Annotated in this window: 20 protein-coding genes; 4 read left to right on the top strand and 16 right to left on the bottom strand. The window is 51.9% G+C overall.

The window, feature by feature from the left end:
• Position 1: 1 nt before the first annotated feature.
• The 6 genes from IPM28_04490 to IPM28_04465 form a co-directional block, all read right to left on the bottom strand.
• Positions 2–2749: an RHS repeat protein gene (locus IPM28_04490; GenBank protein ID MBK9172252.1), complete on the bottom strand. Its 2748-nt coding sequence runs from the start codon at positions 2747–2749 to the stop codon at positions 2–4.
• A gap of 172 nt (positions 2750–2921) precedes the next feature.
• Entirely contained in the window at positions 2922–3428 is a 507-nt protein-coding gene (locus IPM28_04485; protein MBK9172251.1) for an energy transducer TonB, read from the bottom strand.
• Positions 3429–3441: 13 nt separating this feature from the next.
• Positions 3442–5166: a hypothetical protein gene (locus IPM28_04480; protein ID MBK9172250.1), complete on the bottom strand. Its 1725-nt coding sequence runs from the start codon at positions 5164–5166 to the stop codon at positions 3442–3444.
• Positions 5147–5515, bottom strand: coding sequence for an ankyrin repeat domain-containing protein (locus IPM28_04475; protein MBK9172249.1), 369 nt, complete (start codon positions 5513–5515; stop codon positions 5147–5149). Before IPM28_04475 ends, IPM28_04480 begins: the two co-directional genes overlap by 20 nt.
• Before the next feature lie 198 nt (positions 5516–5713).
• Positions 5714–8599, bottom strand: coding sequence for an RHS repeat protein (locus IPM28_04470; GenBank protein ID MBK9172248.1), 2886 nt, complete (start codon positions 8597–8599; stop codon positions 5714–5716).
• A 12-nt stretch (positions 8600–8611) separates the two neighbouring features.
• Positions 8612–9022, bottom strand: coding sequence for a hypothetical protein (locus tag IPM28_04465; protein MBK9172247.1), 411 nt, complete (start codon positions 9020–9022; stop codon positions 8612–8614).
• A gap of 207 nt (positions 9023–9229) precedes the next feature.
• Between IPM28_04465 and IPM28_04460 the strand changes: the two genes are divergently transcribed.
• Positions 9230–9604 (top strand): hypothetical protein, encoded by a 375-nt coding sequence (locus tag IPM28_04460; GenBank protein MBK9172246.1) that lies wholly within the window; start codon positions 9230–9232, stop codon positions 9602–9604.
• Positions 9605–9608: 4 nt separating this feature from the next.
• Here IPM28_04460 and IPM28_04455 read toward each other — a convergent pair whose 3' ends face one another.
• The 8 genes from IPM28_04455 to IPM28_04420 form a co-directional block, all read right to left on the bottom strand.
• Entirely contained in the window at positions 9609–10283 is a 675-nt protein-coding gene (locus IPM28_04455; GenBank protein ID MBK9172245.1) for a hypothetical protein, read from the bottom strand.
• 3 nt (positions 10284–10286) lie between these two features.
• On the bottom strand, positions 10287–11984 hold the full coding sequence (locus IPM28_04450) for an RHS repeat-associated core domain-containing protein (protein MBK9172244.1): 1698 nt from the start codon (positions 11982–11984) through the stop codon (positions 10287–10289).
• A 2-nt stretch (positions 11985–11986) separates the two neighbouring features.
• Positions 11987–12322, bottom strand: coding sequence for a hypothetical protein (locus IPM28_04445; GenBank protein MBK9172243.1), 336 nt, complete (start codon positions 12320–12322; stop codon positions 11987–11989).
• A 3-nt stretch (positions 12323–12325) separates the two neighbouring features.
• Entirely contained in the window at positions 12326–14131 is a 1806-nt protein-coding gene (locus IPM28_04440; GenBank protein ID MBK9172242.1) for a hypothetical protein, read from the bottom strand.
• A gap of 78 nt (positions 14132–14209) precedes the next feature.
• Positions 14210–14479, bottom strand: coding sequence for a hypothetical protein (locus IPM28_04435; protein MBK9172241.1), 270 nt, complete (start codon positions 14477–14479; stop codon positions 14210–14212).
• Positions 14480–14496: 17 nt separating this feature from the next.
• Positions 14497–17808, bottom strand: coding sequence for a DUF2380 domain-containing protein (locus tag IPM28_04430; GenBank protein ID MBK9172240.1), 3312 nt, complete (start codon positions 17806–17808; stop codon positions 14497–14499).
• Entirely contained in the window at positions 17727–20108 is a 2382-nt protein-coding gene (locus IPM28_04425; GenBank protein ID MBK9172239.1) for a hypothetical protein, read from the bottom strand. The genes IPM28_04430 and IPM28_04425 overlap by 82 nt, the downstream gene beginning before the upstream one ends.
• Positions 20109–20382: 274 nt before the next feature.
• Entirely contained in the window at positions 20383–21501 is a 1119-nt protein-coding gene (locus IPM28_04420; GenBank protein ID MBK9172238.1) for a VCBS repeat-containing protein, read from the bottom strand.
• 508 nt (positions 21502–22009) lie between these two features.
• Here IPM28_04420 and IPM28_04415 point away from each other — a divergent pair.
• Both IPM28_04415 and IPM28_04410 read left to right on the top strand, forming a co-directional pair.
• On the top strand, positions 22010–22306 hold the full coding sequence (locus tag IPM28_04415) for a hypothetical protein (protein ID MBK9172237.1): 297 nt from the start codon (positions 22010–22012) through the stop codon (positions 22304–22306).
• A 277-nt stretch (positions 22307–22583) separates the two neighbouring features.
• A complete protein-coding gene (locus tag IPM28_04410) occupies positions 22584–23285 on the top strand; it encodes a hypothetical protein (protein ID MBK9172236.1) in 702 nt (233 codons plus the stop codon).
• A 69-nt stretch (positions 23286–23354) separates the two neighbouring features.
• Here IPM28_04410 and guaB read toward each other — a convergent pair whose 3' ends face one another.
• Complete coding sequence (guaB, locus tag IPM28_04405; protein MBK9172235.1) at positions 23355–24824, bottom strand: IMP dehydrogenase; 1470 nt, start codon at positions 24822–24824, stop codon at positions 23355–23357.
• 162 nt (positions 24825–24986) lie between these two features.
• A complete protein-coding gene (locus IPM28_04400) occupies positions 24987–26036 on the bottom strand; it encodes a helix-turn-helix domain-containing protein (GenBank protein MBK9172234.1) in 1050 nt (349 codons plus the stop codon).
• Positions 26037–26246: 210 nt separating this feature from the next.
• On the opposite strand from IPM28_04400, the gene IPM28_04395 reads away from it, so the two are divergent.
• Positions 26247–26642: a BMC domain-containing protein gene (locus tag IPM28_04395; protein ID MBK9172233.1), complete on the top strand. Its 396-nt coding sequence runs from the start codon at positions 26247–26249 to the stop codon at positions 26640–26642.
• The last annotated feature ends 30 nt before the right edge of the window (positions 26643–26672 follow it).

Genomic DNA, 26672 nt, shown 5'->3' with positions numbered 1-26672 from the left:
TCTATTGTTCAGCCAACCTTAGTCTCTGACTATTCCTCGACCTAACCGCGTTTTCGAAGGCGACCGCACCATCGCCACCTCCGCGTTTCCTCCAGTGGTGGCCGATTTCATGAGCTAAGATCATTGCTTTCGTGAATTGCAAAGGTCGGCCATCTGTAGACAACCGCGTTCTTTCACCGAGGGTTCTTTCTGAGTTCGCCTTCTCTACGGCGCCGGGGCCAACTACAGCTTGCCCACGCCTAATGATGCTCCAAGAGTAATTGACATATCCGGAATCTAAATTGGTTCTTTCGGGAGCGTCAACATCAACAAGGTTACCCTCCTTATCGACAAAGTTACCATCCATCCTTACCTCCAAGACACTCGAACTTGATAGAATCTCAGCCATTCCTTCGCTGAGCGTCCTATTGTGTATGTCGTCGCCTATCTTCGAAAAGGCCTCGACATTTTTGGGGTCGATATTTAGAACCAAGGCGTACCCATCGTCGCCGTTATGGTCCAGTTGGTTAACATATTCAAATCTCTCATTGCCTAGTATTTCCTTCAATAGCTTGAGTGCTTCCGCTATCTCTTCCTTCGTTCCTCGTAACCAAATTTCCTCACCCGTTGGATCTGTGTATCTCAACGGATTATTTATTGTATAGGGGTATTGGTTCCATTTTTGAGGATGAGAAATATATGCTCTAAGCATTTCATCGGCTTTTTCTTTGTTCCGTTCGACCTTCACTTCAGCAACGATTTTGTAGGGATCAGGAGAGGTAAATCTGCCTAGGCTGAAATCGGTTTGACGGTTCTTTGCATAATCCAGATCAGTTTCACCATCGCGTTCGTAGGTGGTGAATTTCTGGCGGACGTTGTCGGAGCCGTAGCCGGTGCGGGCGATTTCTTCGCCGTAGGGCATGAAGTCGCGGCGGGAGGCGATCTGGCCGAATTGGTCGGTCGTGATCCTTGGGCTGCTGAGGTGGTCGTTGGTTAGGTAGGCGACCGTGGCGTCGTTGGTTGAGGCGACGATGGTCGAATATTCCGCCACAAGTTTTCCGCCAGCGTCATAGACAAACACCGTCACCTCGCCGGTCGAGGGAACGTACTTCTTCACCCTACGGCCATCTCCGTCATAAAAATACTGGCCAATAGTGGCATTTAGCGAGTCCTTGACCTCCACTTGCTTATTCTCAGCGTCGTAGATAAACATCCTGTCGTCCGGGTCGGAAGTAGTGTTCCCGCTCGCGTCGAAGTCGTAATCGTCGCTAGTGCTAAGTCGGTTGTTAGATGTGTTGATCGAAGGATTCAGCCGCTTTCTGAGATCAGCACATAACTCCGTATTATTGTTGCAGAGCTTATCGAAGCCCGCGAAAGCGGTGTTCGCTTCGTCAAAGTTCCGGTTGCCGTAGCGGTCAAAGGTGAATGTCTGCTTCCACGATTGTGACTGCGAACCTCCGTGCGGCGTCAGCATCTCGGTCGCGTCCTTCAACCGATTCAGGCTGTCGTAATTGTAGGTTTGCACCGCCGAAAAGCCTGTATTTATTCCCACCGTCGGCACCGTGATCGTCTGACTCAGGACGTTCCCGTTGTTCGCGGTCGTGCCGTAGCTGTAATCGAGCTTCAGGAGGTTGGTGGCGTTCGGTGTCACACCAAGCCCGATCTGCGTCGGTTGCAGGCGTGAGTTGAACACCGTCGATTCCCATCGGCCGTTCCCAAGCTGCATTGACGTGACAGCGCCAGCGGCGTTATACGAGAACGATCCGGCGTAGTCGAAGAAGCCGTGGTTCGCAGACTTCCGGCTCTGGACCATCGCAAGGTCGCCGTTGTTATCGATCACATTCTTCACCACGCGGCCAGATGGATAAGTCTGCTCGACCATCGCCCCCGATAAATTATAGGCGTATCCGGTTTCATATTCCTCGCCGTCCGTCGTCTGTTTGTGGGCCGTCACACGTCCTAAGATGTCAAACCCCGTGTATTCGGTTGTCGAAACGCTCGATTCCACTTTCACCAGTTTACCAACTTTCGGAGCACTCGTGCCGTAGGTGTAATCGACATCGGGCGTCGTATCGGAGTAATCTCGGGCCGTTACGCGGTTCAGCTCGTCGTAAGTGTATGTAGTTACAATACTTCGTGCGTCCGTCTTCTCGGTCAAATTGCCGTTTGGATCATATTCGTAACCGATCGTCCCCGATTCCGGATTCGCCGCCGAAAGAAGGCGCGAGAGGCTGCTGTAGCTGAAGGTCCGCGTCTGAACCCCTTGGGATACGGTCGTCAGGTTATTAAGCGTGTCGTAGCCATAGGCGGTCTTGAAGCCATGGGCGACCGTCGTGTTCGGGAACGCGACGCTCTCCGAACCAGTTTCGCTAGCCGCGAGTATTTCCCAGACCTCTTTCAACTGCCCAAGCGCATTTGTCTTACTGATCCGGCGCTTCCCGGCCTGATCGGTGACGAGCGTGCGGTTTGCGTCGATGTCTGTGCGGACGATGCCGGTGGAGTTTTGGTTCGAGCCGCCGAAGGCGACCGGCAGAGCGGAGCCAGAGAATGTTTCGACCTCCGAGCGGCGGCCAGTGCTCCAGGCGGTCGAGAGCGTCCAGCCCATTGTCGGGTCGGTCTCTGTTACGGCGGTCGCGGCCCGGTACGGGTTCGACGATAACTGATACGTATAACCCGCAACCGTCTTGTACCGCGTCTGGACCTTGATGCCGTGCTGTTCGTTGGTTGGGTCTTCGGTTGCAATGTTCTCGATCGACCGAGAAAGGCGCACTCTTCCCAGTTGGTCGTAATGCTGAACCGCGACCCTCCGCCCGTCAGCTGCTGATGCAACGCCGCCCGGCTAAAACTCTAATCAGACAGAAAACTCGCCGACTCAAGACCTCAAGTCGAAAAGTTATACATTACAAATCTCGCAGACCTGACACTGGTTTATGCTAAACCAATTACTGTTTAGATGTATCACTATCAATCGATCTGGCATACACGATCGTCTCATCCGAGTTTTCAACACCTAGATCTGTCTTATGTAGCACAAAACGAAACGTTATACCGGCCTCCACAAATGACTCCCGACCGGGAACAACTTTCCGCTTGAACCTCCATTTAAGAGCGGCAGCTTCCGCAGCTATTGCTAGGTCCTCATCGCCGTCTAATGAGCAGGCCCTCACAACTGAGCCTTCCCGATCAACGAGGATTTTGACACTGACAATTCCATGAGCGTTTCGTTGAATAGCACTTTGTGGATATTCAGGAACAAAGCTCACTTTGAGGTTAGAACGAACGAAATGAGACACTTGAAAAGGCTTAAAGGCAGAAAAATCACACCCATTTTTCTCCTGATCGGCCTTCGACTCGATCCTAGTAATTTCATTTGGTTTTTCCATTCGATTTGATTGTGAAAAACACGACGCACAAACGATTGCGACCACTAGGATAACTTTGAATTTCATTAATTTACTCCTCTTACTCTTCAGGTTGAACCGTAACCTCGAATTCGAGCGTTGCACCATGATCTTTTCCACTTCGCAGTGGAAGCCCCTGCGACTCACGAATCATGTTCTCAATGCCAATTACGAGCTGACTGTCGGCCTTACGCGAAGCGTCATCTTGTTTTTGGAATCGTTCCCAACCTTTGACATACTTTTGAGTTTCTGCGAATAGTTCATGGGCAGTAACTATCGCTTCGGGAAAGGCGATTGGAACATCTTTTCCCGATTTTGTAAGGCCCCTGACGCCATTCGCACCGCCGCCTTCTGCAACAATTACCTGAATATTTCCATTTCCTGAACTGATGGTTACACCAGCAGCGCCCTGAGCCAAATCTCTTTGAGAATAAGTATCCCCATCTGTTCCAGTCATGCTTTTCCCTTTCTCTAACAATGTGAATCCAATTTTCAGATTACTGTCGGCTATTCTTCCCGCAAGGAACTTGTATCCGACTGAAGCTTTTTGCACGTCAACTTTAGAAGGATCTTTCAGATAAAGTTCGAACTTCCCGTCGGCATTTTCCCTGATGCCTACGTTCCTCTTTTCACTATCCTTCAATGTTGCTGTTGCGCTAAGCAGGGCTTTGCGTCGTCCTTCTTTAGTGTCATTCTCAAGATAGATATCTTTACCGGTTGGATCAGTCAGAACAAGGGGGCTGTTACGCACAAAAACGTAAAGACCGATTCTTTGAGGGTTGATCAGGCGATCTCTGTCAATACTAATCGGGTCTACCTGAGTAAAACGACCTAATGTATTGGAATACATCCGTGCTTGCGCAAAATCCAACTCTGTCTCATGGTCTCTATCATAGGTTGTAAATCGACGACGAATGTCATCCGGCTTATAGCCCAGCGCTTGAATTCTCTGAGTCGTATAGACTTGTTCACCGTAAGGATGGTAATCATTCCTTGAGATCACAGATCGATTCTCGTCGGTCTTTATTCTCGGGCTGCCGAGATGATCCGATGTTGTAAAACTGACCTTCGGGTCTTGTGATAGCCTCGTCGAATATTCCGCAGAGAGTTTCCCGGTTGAATCGTAAACGAAAACAGTTACTTCTTCGGTTGAAGGGACAATCTTTTTGATACGCTTTCCGTTTCCGTCGAAGAAATACAGGCCGATAACGTTGTTCTGGGAATCCCGGACTTCGTACTGCTTATTCTCGCCGTCGTACTTGAAGATTCTTCCTTGCGGATCGTTTGTAGTGTTTCCGCTCGAATCGTAAGAATAATCTTCGCTGGCGTTTAGCCGGTTGTTGTTTTGATTGACGGACGGGTTATAGATCTTTCGATCAGCGGCACACATAACAGGATTGCTCCCGTCCATGCAGCTTTTCGGCAACGTCGTTGTTTCTACCTCGTCGAAGTTGCGGTTGCCGTAGCGGTCGAAGGTGAATGTCTGCTTCCAGGTCTGCGTCGAGTTCTGCGTCTCCTCGGCGATCTTCAGCCGATTCAGCTCGTCGTAGGTGTACTGCTGAACGTACGGATTTGCAACTCCCGGAACAGTGATCGTCTGGCTCAGCACGTTCCCGTTGTTTGCGGTGGTCCGTAACCGTATTGCAGTTTCAGCAGATTCTGCGAGTTCACACCATTCCCAAGACCGATGTTCGTCGGCTGCAGACGGGAGTTGAACACCGTGTTCTCCCACTGGCCGTTCCTTTCTCATCCGCGTTATGGCGAACTCACGGGCAACTTTTTGCACCGGATCCCTCTAGAATCGCTATTAAGTCGCCGTTTTCTACTTCGACAGCGTATTGTAATGCGCTCCCCTCGGTTTTCTCACAAACATCTGCTCCTTTCTCGATCAATGCCTCTGTGGTTTTAGGATGCTGACCAATAACTGCTGCCTTCAGGGCGGTTTGGCCGAAGGAGCGTGTGCGATTGACGTCAGCACCGCGTTCGATCAATAGTCTTACAACCTCTGTTTTTCCGAAGGAGGCAGCTACTTCGAGCACCGGAATACTTTGATCAAATCCGCCGTTAACATTAGCTCCGCTTTCGATGACGCTCACCACGCTCTGAAGTTCGCCTCGAACGACGGATTCAGTCAACTCCTTTTGGAGTCCATAACAAGAGGAATCCCGAGAATCGTCCGTGTACCATTTCGCCTCGCATTTCTGTTGAGGCCGAGCCCCTCCACTTCGGAGATACTGATCGCATGATTGAACTCCGAAAAGCATGAAGCCGCCAACTAAGACTAGAATCGACCGTAGACAAGAATTCATACTTCTATCTCCATTCCCAAATAACTACGGTTTCCCATTAAAACGTCGGATAACTCCCGGTTCATGCCTCGGTCCTATGATCGTGATTCCGAGTACACGAGTCCCCTCGGTATTCATGTGACGATTCATATTATTTATGGTATCAACTTTAGGACGACCTCCTCCCGAGCCACCGGCGTAAATCATCGCACCACCCCCAATTGATACTCCGCTGTGCCCTGGTTGATTAGGATCAGTATTTCGCCAAGCTACCGCGTCGCCCACGCCGGCCGCTCCATAGTGTACAGGCAGATTCTTGAGCTTCATGGAATCTCGGATATCGCCAAGCCAATTCGCCACCGGAAATTTTCCGCCGAACGATGGATAGTTTCCGGGTCGTATTCCTCCTCCGTTTATGTGTGCCATCGCCACAAATACATTGCATTTGTTCTCGCCCGCCCCGTAGGTATGACCGGGGGCTGCGAGAACAGTACTGTCGGCATATTTGTTACCCTCGTCTGTGCCAACGCTCAGGATCGCATAGACTGCGATGCCCACCGCGACACTGTTTTGTTTTTTGCCTAATTTGTCGATGATTGCGCCAATCTCCGCCTTGGCATTGGTTAGAGCAGTAGCAAGGTCCTTATTGCCAGCCTTCGTCGCCCCAGCAATCCACTCATCGAGCTTGTTCAGCGCCATCTGTTCCCAATAGTTTGGAGGACGCATGCCACTTGGATCTGTATGCCTGACTGGATTGTTCAACGCGTACACATATCGATTGTGATTTCGCGGCTCGGACAAGTACTCAAGCAGCATCTCAGATCGTTCTTCTGCATCGTCTCCGCGCTTCATCTCGAATTGGATTATGTAGGGGTCCGCCGTTGTAAATCGCCCGTGAACTGAGGCTTGATACCGAGCTTGAGCGAAATCCAGACCGGTCTCGCCGTCTCTCTCATAGCCGGTGAACTGTTTGCGGATGGTGTCGGAGCCGTAGCCGGTGCGGGCTATCTCCTCGCCGAAGGGGTGGTAGTCGTGGCGGGAGATGACCTGGCCGGTGCCGTCTGTGTTTATTCGAGGGCTGCCCAGATGATCGTTCGTTGTATAGACCGTCTTCGCGTTGCTCCCGGTTTGAACGACCGTCGAGTATTCCCCGATCAGCTTCGATCCGGCGTCGTAAACGAATATCGTAGTCTCTCCACCGGGCACAACCTTCTTCACCCTACGGCCATCTCCGTCATAAAAATACTGGCCAATAGTGGCATTTAGCGAGTCCTTGACCTCCACTTGCTTATTCTCAGCGTCGTAGATAAACATCCTGTCGTCCGGGTCGGAAGTAGTGTTCCCGCTCGCGTCGAAGTCGTAATCGTCGCTAGTGCTAAGTCGGTTGTTAGATGTGTTGATCGAAGGATTCAGCCGCTTTCTGAGATCAGCACATAACTCCGTATTATTGTTGCAGAGCTTATCGAAGCCCGCGAAAGCGGTGTTCGCTTCGTCAAAGTTCCGGTTTCCGTAGCGGTCAAATACGAACGTCTGCTTCCACGACTGTGTTGCCGAACCACCGGTCGGCGTCAGCATCTCGGTTGCGTCCTTCAGACGATTCAGGCTGTCGTAGTTGTAGGTTTGCACCGCCGAAAAGCCTGTATTTGTTCCCACCGTCGGAACCGTGATCGTCTGCGACAACAAATTCCCGTTATTCGCCGTCGTGCCGTACGAATAATCCAGATCGAGCAAGTTCGTCGCTCCCTGCGTTACACCGAGTGCGATCTGCGTGGGCTGCAATCTTGAATTAAATTGCGTAGATTCCCATCTTCCATTGCCCAGTTGCATGCTCGTCACGGCACCGGCCGGATTATAAGTGAACGAGTTCGCGTAGGTGAAAAACCCGTAGGCGGAATTCTTCTTGCTCTGGACAAGGCTCAGATCACCGTTATTGTCCAACACGTTCTTCACCACCCGCCCCGATGGATACGTCTGCTCGATCAAAGCTCCGCTCAGGTTGTAAACATAACCGGTCGTGTAGCTCTGTCCATCCGTCGTCTGTTTGTGGGCCGTCACACGTCCTAAGATGTCAAACCCCGTGTATTCGGTTGTCGAAACGCTCGATTCCACTTTCACCAGTTTACCAACTTTCGGAGCACTCGTGCCGTAGGTGTAATCGACATCGGGCGTCGTATCGGAGTAATCTCGGGCCGTTACGCGGTTCAGCTCGTCGTAAGTGTATGTAGTTACAATACTTCTCGCGTCCGTCTTCTCGGTCAAATTGCCGTTTGGATCATATTCGTAACCGATCGTCCCCGATTCCGGATTCGCCGCCGAAAGCAGACGCGAGAGGCTGCTGTAGCTGAAGGTCCGCGTCTGAACCCCTTGGGATACGGTCGTCAGGTTATTGAGCGTGTCATAGCCATAGACGGTCCTGAAGCCATGGGCGACCGTCGCGTTCGGGAACGCGACGCTCTCCGAACCCGGCTCGCTAGCCGCGAGTATTTCCCAGACCTCTTCCAATTGCCCAAGCGCATTCGTCTTACTGATCCGGCTCTTCCCGGCCTGATCGGTGACCAGCGTGCGGTTGGCGTCAATGTCGGTGCGGGCGATGCCGGTGGAGTTTTGGTTCGAGCCGCCGAAGGCGACCGGCAGAGCGGAGCCGGAGAATGTTTCGACCTCCGAGCGTCTTCCGCTGCTCCAGGCGGTCGAGAGCGTCCAGCCCATTGTCGGGTCGGTCTCTGTTACGGCGGTCGCGGCCCGGTACGGGTTCGACGATAACTGATACGTATAACCCGCAACCGTCTTGTACCGCGTTTGGACCTTGATGCCGTCCGTCTCGTTCGTGGCCGATTGGGTCGTGGCGTCCTCAAGCGTCTTAGCAAGCCGCACCCGGCCTAGCTGATCAAAGAACTGCACCGCGACCTTGAATTCATCCGACTTACCCGCCAAATCTGTCTTCTTTCACATCTGTTCTTTTGATATAGCTCTAAGTATGTATCTCGACGTTTCGCCGTCCTCATAATAGCCAAATCCGCTATTCACGCAGTAAAGCAAAGCACCGAAATGCCGACCAAAGACGGATTCAATAGCGTCCTCTAGACTTGTAAACTTGCCATCGAGATCGCTATGGTGGCTCATTAAGTAAACATGGTCAGTCGCCCCCATTTTTTTCATTTCATCGATCACAAACGAAGCCGATTTACCGCTCGGAACCTTAATCAAAGTTTCCTGATTCAAATTACGCTCGTCAATAAACAGTTCGTCCAATAGATCGTCGCGCCTCGATTCAATAAATCCTATAAATCGATTTTGCTTTTCGTGAACCACAAAATTCTTAATCACGGCCAAAGTATATCTTCTGTCCTCAGTCATCACGATTGATCGCCTTTAGGGTAAAAATACATTTCATCGAAATTTACATGTTGAAGCAGTAATGTTTCATGATACCAGTCAATCCAGAACCTGTTTTCTTCATCTGTAGCGTCAACTGTGATTTCGTTTACAAGAAAAAACTCAATGGTTTCTATGTGACTTATCATCTTCGCTTCCAACGCATGAAGAAACGCCTCCTCGGCTAAGTTGAAGTCTTCAACAGGTACCAAGCAACTGCCGAAAACGCCTTTGTCTGAATTGATTGGTGAATTGTCAAGGAACTCCCCTTCGAATCTGAAAAACCAACAACTAGACGACATCATTAAAACCTCTTCGGATAATAATAATGGTTGTTCGTTCGCCCGCCTGGCTTATCTCCGTCAAGGTTTTCTTTCTTGCGACGGTCATGGAAATGTTTGCGCCGATGACGAGCCGACACCAACCAAGAAAAAGCCCGGGCCAGTTACGCCGCTCGAAAGAAGATTTCAGGAAGTAAAACGCCTCCCAAAGAAAAAGCAGGACTTCATCCTGCAATTCCTCGACAACATGCTCGAATCCAACCCACAAAAACAAAAGGCGTGAAGCCTTATTTACACTTTACATTTTGTTCTTCACTTATTAACTGAGATTTGCCCTCAGCGTCTATCGTGAATCGCTGCAAGTCTAAGGTGACATTGTCCCAATCTCTGTTTTCCAGGAATATGCTTCCATAGTCAACCGAGTAGTAATTGAGCAAACCATCTTTGTCCCAAAAAATGAGTTCAGGATTTTTAGACAAACTTCGAAAGTTAATCGAACGGTTATCTAGCTGAATAAACCAATTTGCAAAGTTGGCTGCGATACCTGTAGCTCTTGCAATATTTGCACGAAGTATCAAAGCCTCCTTCTTTTTAGTTCGTAACTCGAACGTAGCAAGCATCTCCATGTGTATGCTTGTTTGAAGCCATTCTTTAAGTTCAGGCGGAAGAGTTTCGTCGTCGGTGTTGAAGTCTTTTAGTTTTACCGTTCGACCGACGCCAGCTTTTTCCTTTGCAATCTTTTTCAAAAGATATTCTTCGCAGGTTTGACCGCCGCCTTTAATGACAAGGGCTTTTTCATCGCCTTTAACGACGCCCGGTGTTGGTGCATTGACAGCAGTATTTGCCGGACTGCTGTTCCCAACGACATCATGTGCTTGGCCTTGTTCGATCAAACGAGCCGATTCGCCACTTGAGCATCCCCAAAGGATAGAAAATAAGAAACTTATCGATATTAAGCGCATCGGTTACCTCCTTGTTCCTCGCCAAGTGTTGGCGCCATTTGCTTTCATCCATGCCTCGGTCAGTTTCATGAACGTCGTTTGTCCGAAAGCTGCCGTTGACTGGTACTTATAGTCATAGCGGCTGTTTCCCGACCTTCGGCTGCCAAGATTCCAAATGTCATGAGAAGGAGAAGTGAACTGAAATCCAGATCGATAAAAACTTTCGTGTGCTGTTGAACCAGCAGTAGGCCGTCTAAAATCGGTGCCGTGCCAGAAATATGCTCCGCCCGATAAATCAGAGCCGTTTACTGCAAAGGCTACAATCGAAAGCGCTAGCCCTTTATATACAGCGTTTCTCTTAGCTGTCGAGGCATTTGGGTCAGATATTTTTTTCTTCTCTGCTTCTCCGGCCCCGTAAATCCCATTGGCGACCGTAGCTTGGTCTGAAACTGAAGTTCCGTCAGCCGCAGCCCTGTTTCTAAGGACGCCGTGAATACCAGCCGCTTCTGTCCAGGGAGCGTTATTAGATGCCTCGGCGTAAATGACTCCTGCCAAGTTATCAAACTGAGCATTCGTCATATGTAGGTTATTAGCTGAAGACTCAAAAACCCCTAGCCGGTGATTGTAGGCATCTCTATCAGAGGCAAATTCTTTTTGGAACTGTTTTATATCTTCGCTTTGTGCCGCGATCACTTGATCTTTTCCGTCTTCGATACGTTTTCTTTCTCCTGTTCCTACATCGATAAAATCGGTCATCATTCCGGTCGGATCAATAAACGACAGAGGGTTGTTCCTCACATAAGCATAAAGATTCCAGCTTTGAGGGTTGGAGACGTGACTGTCGTTGAAAAAATCGTCTGGACTGGTAAAACGTCCGTGGTTGTAAGCAAAGTATCTGGCCTGAGCGAAGTCCAGCCCAGATTCATTATCCCGTTCGTAGCCGGTAAACTTTTGACGAACATTATCGGCATACGTGTATTTCAGACTCGTTGTTCTGTGAACTCCGTCAGGGAAAATCTCCTCACCAAACGGCATGAAGTCGCGGCGGGAGACGACTTGCCCGAGGCTATCGACCAAAACCCGCGGCGAGCCTAACTGGTCCGTGACAGTCCATTTCGTCGTCGGATTCTGTTCGGGCGGTGCGGTCGAATACTCAGCGGCGAGCTTCCCGGCCGAGTAAACAAAGACCGTCACCTCGGTCAGCACCCCGCCGACGTAGCGGTGCTTCTTGACGCGTCTGCCCTCGCCGTCGTAGAAATACTCGCCGATCAGCTCATTGCTCGGCCCGCGGACCTCCTTCTGCTTGTTGTCGCCATTAAAGACAAAGCTCCGCCCCGAATCGGCCGGGTCCGTGACCAGATTGCCGTTCTTGTCAAAGGCGTAGCCCTGCCCGGCTGTAAAGCGGTTCGTGTTCGCGTCGATCGTCGGGTGGGTAAGATTCGTCTGCGAGATCTGCGACGCACCGATGAACTTGTCGTGGCTCAGCCGATTGCCATAACGGTCATAGGTAAACCCTTGTTCCCACGTCCGCGTGCCGTTCTGCGTCTCCTTCGCGTTGACGAGCCGGTAAAGCGAGTCGTATTCGTACCCTGTTACGAAGGGCTGTGGAAGCCCGTCAAACGAAAGCGTCTGCCGGGCGATGTTCCCGGTGTTCTTGCTTGCATCAACCGTGCCATCCGCAAATCTACACGATCCGCAAGACACCAGCTTTAATTGCCTCAAATTTAAATCCAAGAAAAATAGGGACTAAGTTGCTCCTGAAGTTGGTTCCAATTCTCAGGTCGGCCTTTATCGACCAGTCGCTGAATAGTTCCAATTATTTCGCGAGTATCAAACGTCTTTACAATCAATAGATCTGGGCGCCAAAGTACGTTGCTGTCTGACGCAAACAAATGTGGGGTTCTTTCTACACCAGCAACATATACAAGTATCGCTTCGCCACCAGGTTTTCCGACTTCTGAAATTTCACAATGCACTTGCGCATAGAAATCGCTCTCATTATTCCCCTGTTCTAAACTAATAATATTCAGTTCATCGACATTGAACTTAGTTCTCGTCATAGGTCACCTCAACGGCCGCATGTTTTTTATTGTCATATGAACATTCTTTATTTGAATGGTCTGGCTGCTGTTTCGAATCGAACTAAAAATCTGGGTGTTTTCTTGAAAGTTCGCCTTCCATTCATTGCTTTTTGGCTTGAACTGCAACCGAAAACTTCTTATGCCGTCCGTCCAGCCAATTCCGTCTTTTATAGTCATAGGTCGAACATTTGCTTTGTTTACCCATGCCCTCCCCAGCTTTGTTGCCTCAAATGCGGTTCCCGGTGCGATGTCAACATCTCCCTTCATTCTCTGCATTTGTAAAAGATCCTGAATCAAATTGCGCTTTGCGGGACTAATTTCAGGAACAACTGATATCGAAGACCCGCGCCCAGCGGAAAGGACACTCCCACCTTTAAGCGTTCCTACCGCGAGACCGAACTCGGTCCCAAATCCGAACTTCGCTTCGGTTAGACTATTATACTGCTGTCTTTCGATTTGAAGGGGATTCTGAAAGCCAAGCCGCTCACGAATGCTGCCTCCCGTCAACTCGTCTGTGACTGTATTGACAATGCCATAAGCAAAATTCTCCGCCCCTTTTCTTGCTCCGGAGATCGAGTCATCGTAACCGCGTTTGAATCCGAGGAGGAAATCCAGATTTTGGTTCTGCGGGGCTACGACATTTACGGGGAACACATAGGACCAATAAGAGCTGTTCGGATCGAGTTGGGTGATTCGATTGTTAGCCCCGACGTACTGCCAGTGTTCAGGAGTAAATTCTTTGAAGCCCTTTCCAAGCTTCTTATCGAACCACTTAACCTGATTCCTGTCATTGATGCCCCAAATCAACCCGGTCGGATCGACCCAGAACAGCGGATTGTTTCCAACATAGACGAATCGATTAAACGTTTGTGGGTTTGACGACTTTCCACTTGCAAGAAGTGGATCCACGGCTGTGAATCTTCCGAAGCGGTTCTCGTACATTCTGGCTTCGGCGAAGTCGAGTTGGGTCTCTTCGTCTTTTTGGTAACCGGTGAATTTCTGGCGGATGTCGTCCTGGTTGGAGGAGTATTTGAGGCCGGTGTCGCCCGTCCGGCCGCCGACGCCCGTGTAAAGCTCCTCGCCAAAGGGCATGAAGTCCCGGCGGGCCTTCACCTGCCCGAACTGGTCCGTGATCACCCGCGGCGTGCCCAGATGATCCGTCGTCGTGTAGGCGACGCTCGGCGACTGGGAAACCTGCGTCGAATACTCCGCAACGAGCTTCCCGGCGGAATAGACGAAAACGGTCGTCTCGGTGTCGGTAACTTTCTTGACCCTGCGGCCTTCGCCGTCGTAATAGTAACGGCCGATGGTCACGCCGTCGCGTTTTACTTCCGATTGTTTGTTGTCGCCGTTGAAGATGAACTGGCGCGGGAGATTGCTGATCTGATCGATGTCGGCAATGACATTTCCATTTTTGTCATAGCCAAAATCCGTGCTCGTGAAACGATTCGAGCTTTCGCTGATCGCGGGTGTCGTGTTTAGGTTAAGCGAGCCGATAAACTGATTTAAGAAAGTGCGGTTACCGTAACAATCATAGTTGAAAACCTGCGACCAATTCGTTTCCGTTCCGGTCTTCTCTGCCGCCTCGGTCAGCCGATACAGCGAATCATATTTGTAACTCTGAGTGAAGCTAGTTCCGGGAACAGTCAGCGTTTGCTTGGCAATATTTCCCGTGTTCTTCGCCGTTACAACGTTTCCGTTTTCGTCCAGCTCGCCGTATTCATAATCAGTCTTCCAAACGCTCGCATCCGTCGCAGAATTCCCAAGACCCAATTCGGTTACCTGCATCCGATTGTTGAACTTCGCGGTTTCCCATCGCCCATCCCAAGCCGCATCTGGATCATATTTAGGTATCAATAGGTTCTTTTAACCCGCAGGCCGTGCTTTTATTACTCCGCTACCTTGTTCGACAATTACCAAAATCTCTGACAAGGATAATTGAAACCAATACTCTATTCCGTCATCGTCATAATAACTAAAACAAAAAGCGCGTTCGGTAGCATCAAAGCCACCACAAAAATGTTTGGACTGGAACATATCGTCGGATTCAATTTCGGCCCATTCATTCTCTGATTTATCTTCAAGGAGAATCATGGCAAAAATGCTCTCCAATTCCTTTGTAACCAAAATATTCATAACGTCAAAATTTGATATTAGCGTAACGGAATTATCGGTAATCCGCTCAAACCATACTCATCCATTAGTTGTCCCGCAAACTGATAGACCTCTTTTGTTGTTGCATTTGGATTTGCATCGATCCACTGCTTCCATCTTGTCGTCCAATTATTACCAGCCCCATGAATGAATTTTTTATGCATAGCTTCGGGTATTTCCACACCATATTTTTCGACGTCAATCCCGTGAGTTTTGAAGAATTGTCTATAAAAATCAGATTTTGGAGAGTTCCCCCGAAACACATTAAAGATGTGATGCTTAACTGTGGTCGGTGATTCCAAAAGCCGTGGTTGATAGATATCGACGAAAGCATCGTCTGCGAACTGCTGGGCCGTAAGTCGACTCCCGGCACCTGAGCGGAGAACCGCACCAGCTCCACGAGCCACTGGCATTCCGAATGTGAATAATTCTACACTAACGTCCTGAACCGCGCCCGATCTCATGAATGCATCTTGCGCGACATCATTTCTAATTACATCCCAGCCAGAGTATTCATATTGTGACATCCAGAGCCAATCATCGATATCGAGAAAGCGTCCATCAAACGGGCCATTCGGATTAAATCGAATAACCTCCCATTCCTCTATGCCCATGCCGGGTGCGATCAACTCACCCCTCTTATTCGTAGTCGTAACTTCAGTATATCCTTCGGGTACTGTGGCTCCGTTCTTAATGTATTCAAATCGCTTGTTGGGTTGATTAGGGTTGAACCATCGCCCTGGAACGGTCGTAGTCTGCAGTCCTGTCGGATCAGTAAAAATTAACGGATTGTTTAAGACGTACACGTAACGATTGAATGTTTGGGGATTGGCATTCTTACCAGAAGCAAGGAGAGGATCGACGGCGGTGAATCTCGCGTGGCGGTTCTCGTACATTCGGGCTTCGGCGAAGTCTAGTTGGGTTTCTTCGTCTTTTTGATAGCCGGTGAATTTCTGGCGGACGTTGTCGCCGAAGTTATATTTCAGGTCTGTTGTGCGGTGAGTTCCGTCGGGCGTGATCTCCTCGCCAAAGGGCATGAAGTCGCGGCGGGAGACGACTTGCCCGAGGGTATCAACCAAAACCCTCGGCGAGCCTAACTGGTCCGTGACAGTCCATTTCGTCGTCGGATTCTGTTCGGGCGGTGCGGTCGAATACTCAGCGGCGAGCTTCCCGGCCGAGTAAACAAAGACCGTCACCTCGGTCAGAACCCCGCCGACGTAGCGGTGCTTCTTGACGCGTCTGCCCTCGCCGTCGTAGAAATACTCGCCGATCAGCTCATTGCTCGGCCCGCGGACCTCCGCCTGCTTGTTGTCGCCATTGAAGACAAAGCTCCGCCCCGAATCGGCCGGGTCCGTGACCAGATTGCCGTTCTTGTCAAAGGCGTAGCCCTGCCCGGCTGTAAAGCGGTTCGTGTCCGCATCGATCGTCGGGTGGGAAAGGTTCGTCTGAGCGATCTGCGACGCACCAATGAATTTGTCGTGGCTCAGCCGATTGCCATAACGGTCATAGGTAAACCCTTGTTCCCACGTCCGCGTGCCGTTCTGCGTCTCCTTCGCGTTGACGAGCCGGTAAAGTGAGTCGTATTCGTACCCTGTTACGAAGGGCTGCGGGAGGCCATCAAACGAAAGCGTCTGCCGGGCGATGTTCCCTGTGTTCTTACTTGCGTCAACAGTGCCATTCGACTGAAGCTCACCGTATTCCTTCTGCAGCTTCCACAGGTTGCCCGATTCCGGCCCATGGCCAAGCGCAAATTCCGTCACCTGCAAACGGGTATTGAACTTCGCAGCCTCCCAAAGCCCATTGCCCAGCTTCAGCTTTTCGATCCTGCCGTCAGGCATGTAGCTGAACGAATTTGCATACGTTCTTTCGGTCGCAGTCGGCGTTGCCTTTCCGTATATTCGAGCGATGTCGCCGTCTGACTCAAACTCGTTCTTCACCTTGCGGCCCGAGGGATACTCTTCCTCGATCAACGCTCCCGAGAAGTTGTAGGTGTATTTCGAGGTGTAGGTCTGGCCGTCGGTGATCTGGGCCATCTGTGTTATCCGACCGAGATTGTCAAAGACCTGATACTGTGTCTCGGAGACCGTGTTGTCTACCTTCGTCAACTTGCCCTTGGCAAAATTGTGCGGAGTTTGCAGCTGCGCGAGCCCCTTGCCGTCATAATAGAAGCTGACCGCGGGCGTGGTTTGTCCTTGCGGCTCACCTGAATAGCTTCTTGTCTTTACCCGGCCAACTCGGTCATAGGTATTTGTGATCGTCACGCCGTTGGCGTCCGTCGCCGTCAGGACGTTGCCCATCACGTCGTAAGTAAAACCGGCGGTCCACTGGCCCGAGGTATTGTAGGTATCGGGAAGGTCCAACGCCGTATTCACTTCGTGCTCAGGCTGCCGTACGCGTATAAGCCGCCCAAGCGAGTCATACTTGAACCACCGCTTCTGCACGCCCTGTGTAACCTCGACCATTTTGCCGTAATGGTCATACCGGTAGGATGTCGGTTGGTGGGGAAGCGCAAGAGTGCCTAGGTCGGCTTCTTCGGTGCCGCCGATTGCGTTCGGTTCGTCGACTCGGAGAAGCTGCCCGAGAGCGTTCGTGATCGAGCGGCCTTTCCTGCCGCTTGCGTCGGTTGTCGTTACGACAGTGCCGACAAAATTGCCCGAAGCGTCGTTAACGATTGAAATATCGAACGCGGTCGTCCCACGGCTGGTCAGATTGTTTGCAGTTATATCTGCCAGCGTTGCCGGTGCGAAGGTCTCAACGGCCCGCCCGGCGGCGTCGTATCGCGTTTTTGACCAATAAACCGCGTCGCCCTGCCGGTAGGGGTTGGTCACCCGCTCGACTCGGCCGAACTGATCGTAAAAGGTCTCTACAAAGACATCGCCCTGACTGTCCGCGGCCTGCGTCTTTATCGTCCGGCCAAGCCCGTCCATCCAGGTCGTGGCCTCGTCCCAGTTGTTCGCGTCGATCTGCTTCCGGACCTTTACGAACCGCTGGTTCGTAGGAAGCTGCCCATTAGCGTCCGGAACCCCGTAAATGGTTTGCGTTTCAGGCGCAGTAAAGTTCTCCGCAAAGACTCGCCAAGGCCGAAGCTGGGCGTCATATTCGGTCCGCGTGATCTGCCCGAAATCATCCTTCACCGTCAACGGCAGTCCGGTCGAGAAATCATAGGTCGTCTCGGCCGTCGAAGCCTGATTCGTCCCATGCGTGTTCGTCGGATCAGGCGCCGGCGTGATCACCTTCGTCGGATAGGCGTATTTGTAGAGCGGATCGTACTGGGTCTCGGCGAACTTCGTCGCGTCCCCGATGCATCCCAAACCTTACGGACGTTGCCGAAGTTGTCGTACATCGTGTGGGATTCGAGCCAGGTATCGGTGTCTTTGTTCCAGGTTCGCGTGGTCGTCACATTCCCACGAAGCGTCGAGTTTGGATCTACCCAGTTCGTAGTCGTGTAATTGTTATCAAAATAGGCCGCTTCGTCGTATACGAATTGCGTCTTGGCCAGCACATCGTTCGGATTCGCCGGATTCAAAACCCGCGTCTCAACCGGCCTGCTCGTTATCCCCCGAGCCTTGTAGTCGGGATCATAGGAGTAATCCGTCTCTGTGATCGAGGCTATCGGCACATTACTGAACCAGTTTTCACTTTCAATGGTCGCCCATGACAATTGCTCATCATCGATATCCGCCTTGTTCAGAACTTTGTAGTGATAGTTGATTGTCCGTTTAACGTTCAGATGCGAAAAATGCTCAGGGTCACTGCTGCCTGCGTCATCAAACTCATTGACCGTCATCGTCGCCAACGCGCTGTTCGACCCGGCCTCGAATACAATTGTGACGTTGCGTTTTACCCGTGGATCGCGTGCAGCGTGTTGGTAGGCGTTAGGTCCTTGAGGCCCTAACACTTCCCAATCATTAAGTCTTCTTGAGATTAAATGTCCGTTGGCGTCGCGAGTACGTTCTTCTTTCGCCATCCCATTACGCGGGTCTTCAAAGCCAAAGCTCGAACCGGCAGACTCGTATAGCACTCGTTCCGTTTTACTCCCATCAGGGTTGAAAACTGCATGAGCGCTTCCTAAAGAAGTATCTATCTCTCTGTACAAATACTCGATCTCCGAATTCGCGGTCCCGTCCTCGCTAATAATATGTCGTAAAACTCCGCGATTTGTCTGAGTATAGACCTCCAAAGCAGTCACACCTATCGCACGAACCTTACCATATTCAAATTTTTCATACGCTCCTGTCGGATGGCGAATCAAGGTTATCTCTGCATACTCATTGTAGAGAAATTCGTACTTTGATCCGTCGGCCATAATAATCTCTGACAGAACCACAGGATTGAAAAGCGGCGGGTTTTCTCCACCAAACATAGACGCACAGCCTCTTTGTCTGCGAATATAACGGACTCCATTCAAAATTTGGTCATCAAGCGGTCCCATTTCCTGGTTTTGAAATAGGAAAGTCCCGCTTACCGGACTATTCTGCAGCCATGTACATTTGTCCTCCCCGAGATACTTGATTTGAGAATTTAGAGGGTCCTCAAATGCGTCTTGGAGTCGCTTCCACACGAGCGAGTATGAAACCTGACTCCCGTCAATTCCCGTTAGATCAAAAGATTGAACTCCACTTACTGGTCTTTCAAGATTTAGAGGGTTATATAATGGATCTCTAACTGTTCGCCCAAGGGTATCAGTCCATGTGTTATTAGAATTGTCATATGTAGATTTGTTACCGTTCCGATCCACAACGATGTTTGCCGTTTCGTAGTATTGTCCAGGCGGTGTTCCACCTACTGGAAACAAATACTTACTTCCATTAGGAAAATAAAGCACACTTCGTGTCTCATTATTTGGCTGAATTTCGTTCTTTTGGAAACGCATTCCTGAACCATCAACGGCAAGATAGGTATTTGACGTGGCCCAATCGCATTGTCCAGAGTTCCCTGAAAGATCACAAACCTCGTCACTGTGACGAAACTCAACTGTGGAACCGTTCGGCATTTGCAGTCTAAGCCTCCCAACAAGATGAGGAACGTCCGGAATGTGCGGGGGCGGTTCCGGCAAAGGGGGCGTTGGGGTTGGGGTTGGCCACGGCGTGGGCTCGGGTGTCGGTTCGGGCGTCGGCACTGGTGACGGCATACAACTATGATCAACATAAAGGAACTCCGGCTGTTCAGTATGTGGATTGAAACACAACCATGAAATAAAGAAAGCACGGCCCGAGGAGCACACTTCAGTGCCTATCTCTGCTATCCAAACTGAATAGACCTCACATATCCAGTCTTCGAAAACTGGATCTTGACAAGATTCTTCAACTACCTGGGTAAGACCCTGCCTGTACTTATCCCCATACTGGTCATAAGTCTCTTCTTCGAGTATTATCGCGACACTTTGTAAACTACTTGTCCAGCCTGCTATCGTTTTTCTGGCGAACTCGAAGGTAATATCATAGCTTTGCAATTCCTCATAATTATAGACTCCGTTTGCAGGAACTGAATATATCTCTCTTCGGAAATTGAACATCTCGGATTCCCAAACTTTCGAAGAGTAATTCAAGACAAAAGGCGTTGAATTGCCGTTTCTCCCCTGATAGTTGCCAAATGGTAAAGAAAACTCCATCGCAAAAGTGACAGGATTTACCCGCCGATGACTTCAGATTCTGGTCGGCCTTGTTTCTGGTGGTTTGGGTATTTTGACCCAATAAATCGGGACTTAATGCAAACAAACCGAAAAGAACAAATATGCTAATATTTACCAGTGATCGTTTGCCGTCGCTGTTGTTGGTAAAAATCTTGATCTTCATATCAATGCCCTCGATGTCTCAATGTGTGAAAAGCCGGAAGTGTTGTCTTCATTGCCTTTAGATCGAATGTATCACCTTAGATTGAATTAATTATCTCCTGTAAAACGATGGTACTGGTATGTCGCCGGTCATTCCCCATTGAACCTGGCGGAGTTCGTCCTGTTGGCCGAGTCTGCTTGATTGGCGGATGTACCACGTTCCGTTGGAGGGCCGCCAGACGGCGATGTCGACGATGCCGTCGCCGTCGTAATCGTTCTGGACGGCGATGTCGCCCGCTTCCTGCCACGTTACCGATGAGGTGCCGGTGAAAGCGGCGTTGAGAATGACCCAACTGTTGCCGTTCCTGAGTGCGTAGTTTGCCTTTCCGTCGCCGTCGTAATCGGCCGGGACGGGAACCGCGGTGCTGCTGCCGAAGGATGGCGATTGCAGCACGCCGTTACTGCTGTTGACCGAATAGAACGTCTGATTGGACGAGCGCCAAACAGCGATGTCGGCACGGCCGTCGCCGTCGTGATCGGCCGGTGCGGGCACGTCGGTCGAAAGCCCGAACTGAATTATCGTGGTGCCGCTATCAGAGCTTCGCGTGATATACCAGGTTCCGTTAGAAGGCCTAAATACCGCGGCATCCGTCTTTCCGTCGCCGTCGTAGTCCGCCGGAGCCGTTATATCGTTCGCTGCCCCGAATTCGACGCTGTAGTAGGTGCTGCTGCTCGAAAGGTAGATCCACCATTCGTTCTCGGCCGGCCGGAATACCGAAAAGTCCGTTTTACCATCGCCGTCGAAATCGCCGGGCACGGGTATGTCGCCGGAGGTTCCCCACGAGAAAGTGGTCTGCTGTGAACCAGGCCCGCCAAGAACCCACCAGACCCCGGTCGATGGCCGCCAGACGGCCAGATCGGCAGGCGGTGCGGCGTTCGCGTTGTCGTCCTCGACCGCCAACAGCCTGGAACCGGCATAGATATATTCTTTCGAGAGCTGGGGCGTAGGAGTAGGGGTGGGGACGGAAAACAGGTTCCAACTGCTCGACGAGTTGCGAGGTAGCTTGCGCCCAAACCAGCCGGTCTTTTCACCGCTTAATGGGTCTGTTCGGGGGAGCCATCCGTTGCTGGCGAAAATGCCCAGAGCAACAAAAGCGAAGGCTACGACCACACTCCCACCGAAAAGCAGCTTTCGGTGAGGGTTCGGCATTCGAAACGAAGAATGAGACATGATTGACTCCTTTTGCTTGGGTGCAAAAAATTCAGTGAACAAATGACGGAACGCATCATTCTCCTGTTCGCTGAAGTAACGGATCGTGCACTGCTTACGGAGAGGGCATTTACGAGACCAACGACCTCTCTTGTCTATCGCCAAAACGGATAAACCAAACGCTTCAACTGTAGTGCCTGAATCCTCGATCGGGAGACCGCATCGATTCGGAATAACCATCGGCGCCGATCCAGTAAGTTGAAACCACTTTTTGTCCTTAACGTTAAGGGACGGAATCAAAATGGGCTTTTGCGTTAATTTTTGAGACAAATGCGATTTTGATTATTTTTTTTCCATTGAGGCTGGAAATCACTTTCAGAAAATCGCCGTCACGCATGCGATCACGCGAAATTTCTGTCTTGATCTGTCTTCTCGAGCGCCGGCCAGCGGTGCGGAAACATCGCAAACGCCCGTGTTTACTGCGGAAAGATGAATTTCGATGGGCGGAAAAGCGAGCAAATAGCGAGGAATGGTCGGCGTTTATCGCGGTACGGTCGGCATTTCCACGCGAGAGACCGGCATTTCCACGCAAGAAACCGGCGTTTCCACGCAAGAAATCCGCGTTTCCACGCAGGAAATTGGCATTTCCACGCAGGAAACCTGCATTTCTTCGCAAGAAACCGGCATTTCCACGCAGGAAACCGGCATTTCCACGCAAGAAACCGGCATTTCTATGCAAGAAATGGCGATCGGCGATGCGGAAATGCCGATCTCCGCACAAGAAACCGATCGCAGCAATGCGGAAGCGCAGACTCGAACGGCGTAAGTCACAGGCTGAAAAAAACCGCTTGCAGTCAGAAATAGTTTGTTTATATAATTCTGATTCTCAAAGCAGGGTTCTAGATGACGGTTGCGTTTCGCGTGGAGTGCCGAACGCCAGCTTAGAACCCTGCTTTTGGCATTTTCTGCACCTCGCTCCCGCTCATTTACACAACTGCATTTGAGCATCGCTCGGCGGGCCCAAGGCCGCAGCCCCCATCTTTGGCGGCCCAGGGTCGCGGGCCTTTCGGGCGGATCAAATCAAAAATCTAAGGAGCAAGTTTATGGGAATTCCGTCAAAAGGATGGTTTCCGACGACGCTGCAGGACCGTGCAGCGTGGTTTCAGAATTTTCGCGATCAGTTTTCGGCGCTGGCGGCCGGGCTCGGGTTTGCGCCTGCCGATGTGACGGCGGTGGACGACGACAATTCGGCGTTTCAATGGCTTGCGGCAACGGCCGTCACGGTCGAATCGTTCTCGCAGGGAATGACTGCATATCGAAAGTTGATAACCGAGGGTGACATCGGCGAACCGGCCGCCGTCGTGCCCGCTCCGCCCGTATTTGCGCTTGTACCGACGGTCGATCCGGGAATATTCGAGCGGCTCATCGCCCTGGTCGAACGCATCCGCGTCGCGCCAAATTATTCGCCTGAAGAGGGCGAACTGCTCGGCATCATTCCGGCGGCGAGTTCGAGCATCGCGCCCGATGATCTACAGCCTTCGCTAAAGGCAAAGGCGATGCCGGCAAATGTCGTGATGGTCGAATTTGTCCGCGGCAAGACGCAAGGCATAGCTATCGAGACCAAGGTCGATAACGACGCGGCGTGGTCCACGGCCGGCAGCTTTTTCAAATCGCCCGCCCAGCTGACAATTGCCGCGAGCCCGGGCAACCTGCCGCGTGCCGTCCAGATCCGAGCCCGTTATCTGCAGGACAACACACCGGTCGGCCTGCTGTCTGACACGGTCAACGTCGTGACCACGCCCTGAACATCGGCGTCCGATGCTGGCCTTTCCGCAATTTCGGCTATCGCGATCGCGGTAGCCTTTAAGCCCATCTTACGATTCGATCCGGTAATTCGGCGCTTCTTTTGTGATGATCACGTCGTGGACGTGCGATTCGCGAAGCCCGGCCGAGGTTATCCTGACAAATCGGGCGTTATTCTGAAGTTCGTTGATGTTGCGACAGCCGGTGTAACCCATTCCGGCCCTGAGCCCGCCGATCAGCTGGGTGACCATGTCGGCGACCGAGCCTTTGTATGCGACGCGGCCCTCAATGCCCTCGGGGACGAACTTCGAATCGGCGGTCGTGCCTTCCTGGGCGTAGCGGTCGCTGGAGCCTTTCTTCATTGCGCCTATCGAACCCATGCCGCGATAGGTCTTGAAGTTCCGCCCCTGGAAAAGTATCACTTCGCCCGGAGCTTCTTCGGTCCCGGCGAAAAGCGACCCGATCATTACGCAATCGGCACCGGCGGCGATCGCCTTGGCAACGTCGCCCGAAAATTTTACTCCGCCATCGGCGATGATCGGCACATTCGACCCGCGTGCGGCACCGACCGCGTCAAAGATCGCCATTATCTGCGGAACGCCCGCACCGGTGACGACGCGCGTAGTGCAGATCGATCCGGGCCCGATACCGATCTTGACCGCGTCGACGCCGGCTGAGATCAGAGCTTTCGTCGCTTCGGCGGTGGCGACGTTGCCGGCAACGAGTTCGACGTCGGGGAACCTGGCTTTGATCGCTTTCACGGCATCGATCACACGCGAACTATGGCCGTGGGCGGTGTCGATAACGATCGCGTCGGCTCGCGAGGCGATCAAGGCTCCGGCCCTTTCCAGAAAATCGCCGGTCGCGCCGATCGCCGCGGCACATCTGAGACGCCCGAGCCCGTCCTTTGCCGCGTGCGGGAACCGTATCGCCTTTTGAATGTCCTTGACCGTGATCAGGCCCTTGAGATGGCCGTCGTCATCAACGACAAGCAGCTTCTCGATGCGGTGCTTCTGCAGCTTTACTTTGGCCTCGTCAAGCGTCGTTCCGACCGGAACCGTCACGAGCGGCTGCGGCGTCATCACCTCAGAAACGGCGATATCGAAACGCGTCTCGAACCGCAGGTCGCGATTGGTGATGATGCCGACGAGCAAACCGGCGTCGTCGATCACGGGAACGCCGCTGATCTTGTAGCGCTCCATGATGTTCAGAGCTTCCGAAACAAGAGCCGAGGCGTGGATCGTTACCGGATCGACGATCATCCCCGATTCGCTGCGTTTGACCTTATCGACCTCTTCGGCCTGCTCTTCGATCCCGTAATTCTTATGGATGACCCCGATCCCGCCCTGTTGCGCGAGCGCGATCGCAAGCGAGGCCTCGGTGACGGTGTCCATCGCCGAAGAACATAGCGGGATATTTAGCTCGATCCCGCGCGAGAATCTCGTCCTCGTGTCGACCTCGCCCGGCAGCACGTCGGAATAGGCCGGAGTAAGCAGAACGTCGTCGAAGGTAAGCCCTTCGCGGATCTCTTCGATTTGCATAATCAATTATCTGGTCGGCCGACTGATCCGGGCCACCTGCGTTACGCCGGCAAGTGATACCGCCACCATCGGTCAATTCTTACAAAAAAGCCCGCATTGTATCTGCAGGCACCCGGAGCATCATCTGTTTTCAAGTCGCAATAATCGGTTCAACGTGTCGTTTCATCGCCTTTCCGGTGTAGCTGCGGGCGTTGCCGTCGCGGCTGGCCTTGCTGCCGGGGTCGGCGTACGGACCGGCACGGCCGGCGTCCTTGCCGGCGCCGTGGCCGAATTCGCTGACGGCGTCGGAGTCGTTGACGGCGTCGGGGTTTGAACGGCCCGATTTATAACGGGCGGCGTCGAAACCGGCGGCGTCACGGTCGTAGCATCGGGTGTCGCTTCCGGGGTCGCGCCCGGGACCTCGGGAACCTCGAATGTGATCGCACCCGATTGCCAGATCTGCGCGATGTTGTCCTTGTTGATCTCGAATTCGATCGCCGCACGCCGCGGATTGGCCGGAGACTTCGGCAATCCGATAAGCCTGCCGTTGATGAGAAGCTGGGCCGATTCAGCCAACGCTTTCGAGTAACTCAGCTTCAGAGACTGCTTCGGTTCGAAGGTCACCGGTGCAGCAGAATTAACAAGGGTCGAGTTGTTTCTGCCGTCGGTCACGGACGTCAACGATACGGGATCGGCGACCGCACGAAATTCGACCTTAAGCGTTTCCATTGCGGGAACGTTAACGGCCGGTGTGCTGTTCGTTCCCGTCGCCTGCGAATTACTTACGGCGTTGCTGTTGCCTCGGGCGTTCTCTGGTGACGGCGTCGGCGAATCAGGCTGATTCTGGATGTAGTTTACGAGAAAAAGCACTCCGCCGGTCATCAAAGCCAGGATGATACCGGCAAAAATGATAGTCGGGACCATCGAATGGGTCGCCCGATCGTCGGTCAATACCTCAGGTTTGTATATTCGAAGTTCATCGCTGACCCCTTCACCTTTTGCAAGGATCTTGGCGTAGTCCTGAAGGGCCTCGTGCTCATCCAAGCCAATGAATTTTGCGTACGACTTTACGAAACCCTTATTGAAAATACCGCCCGGCAGCGGTTTGTAGTCATCGTTCTCGATGGATTCGAGGTAAAGCGACGAGATACGCGTTTGCTCGGCCACCTCACTGATGGATATACCCCGCTCCTCGCGAGCTTGTCGCAATTTTTCACCGAGTGATAATGACATTTGATCGTGAACCGGCGCCGAAAGTGACCACGAGACGTAAAGTCTGTAAACTTGAAATATAGCGTTTGAACGTGCAAAAAGTCAATCGACTCGATTCCGATTTGAAAAAGGCAGCAGGCTTGATTAAATGGTCTGCTGCGTGTTACGTTTAGGGTTAAATCTGGTCGGACAATCAAGTTTTCATTCACAAGCATAAGAGAGGATTCTTTAATGAGTTTAGAGGCACTCGGAATGGTCGAAACCAAGGGGTTCGTTGGCGCGGTCGAGGCCGCTGATGCCATGGTCAAAGCAGCGAACGTACAGCTGGTCGGCAAAGAGTACATCGGTGCGGGCTACGTGACGATCTTTGTGCGTGGCGACGTCGGTGCCGTCAAAGCCGCGACCGATGCCGGAGCGGCAGCGGCGCGTCGCGTGGGCGAGCTGATCAGCGTTCATGTCATCCCGAGGCCGCACAACGAGGTCGAACGAGTCCTGCCGAAAGGCGGGGCGGTCGGCTACAGTCCTGACGAAAAGGCACTTCGGGGCGGCGGCGGTAAGCAGTTGGCGTCCGGCGAAGGAAGCGGAGCGATCGCGGCAGACGACAAAAGCAGGTCCCGGCAAAAGTAACCGCTAATACCGGGTTTCACCGAACTTCAC

The sequence above is a fragment of the Chloracidobacterium sp. genome (assembly GCA_016716305.1).
Classification (GTDB): domain Bacteria; phylum Acidobacteriota; class Blastocatellia; order Pyrinomonadales; family Pyrinomonadaceae; genus OLB17.
This window is presented reverse-complemented; position numbering and strand designations above follow the sequence as displayed.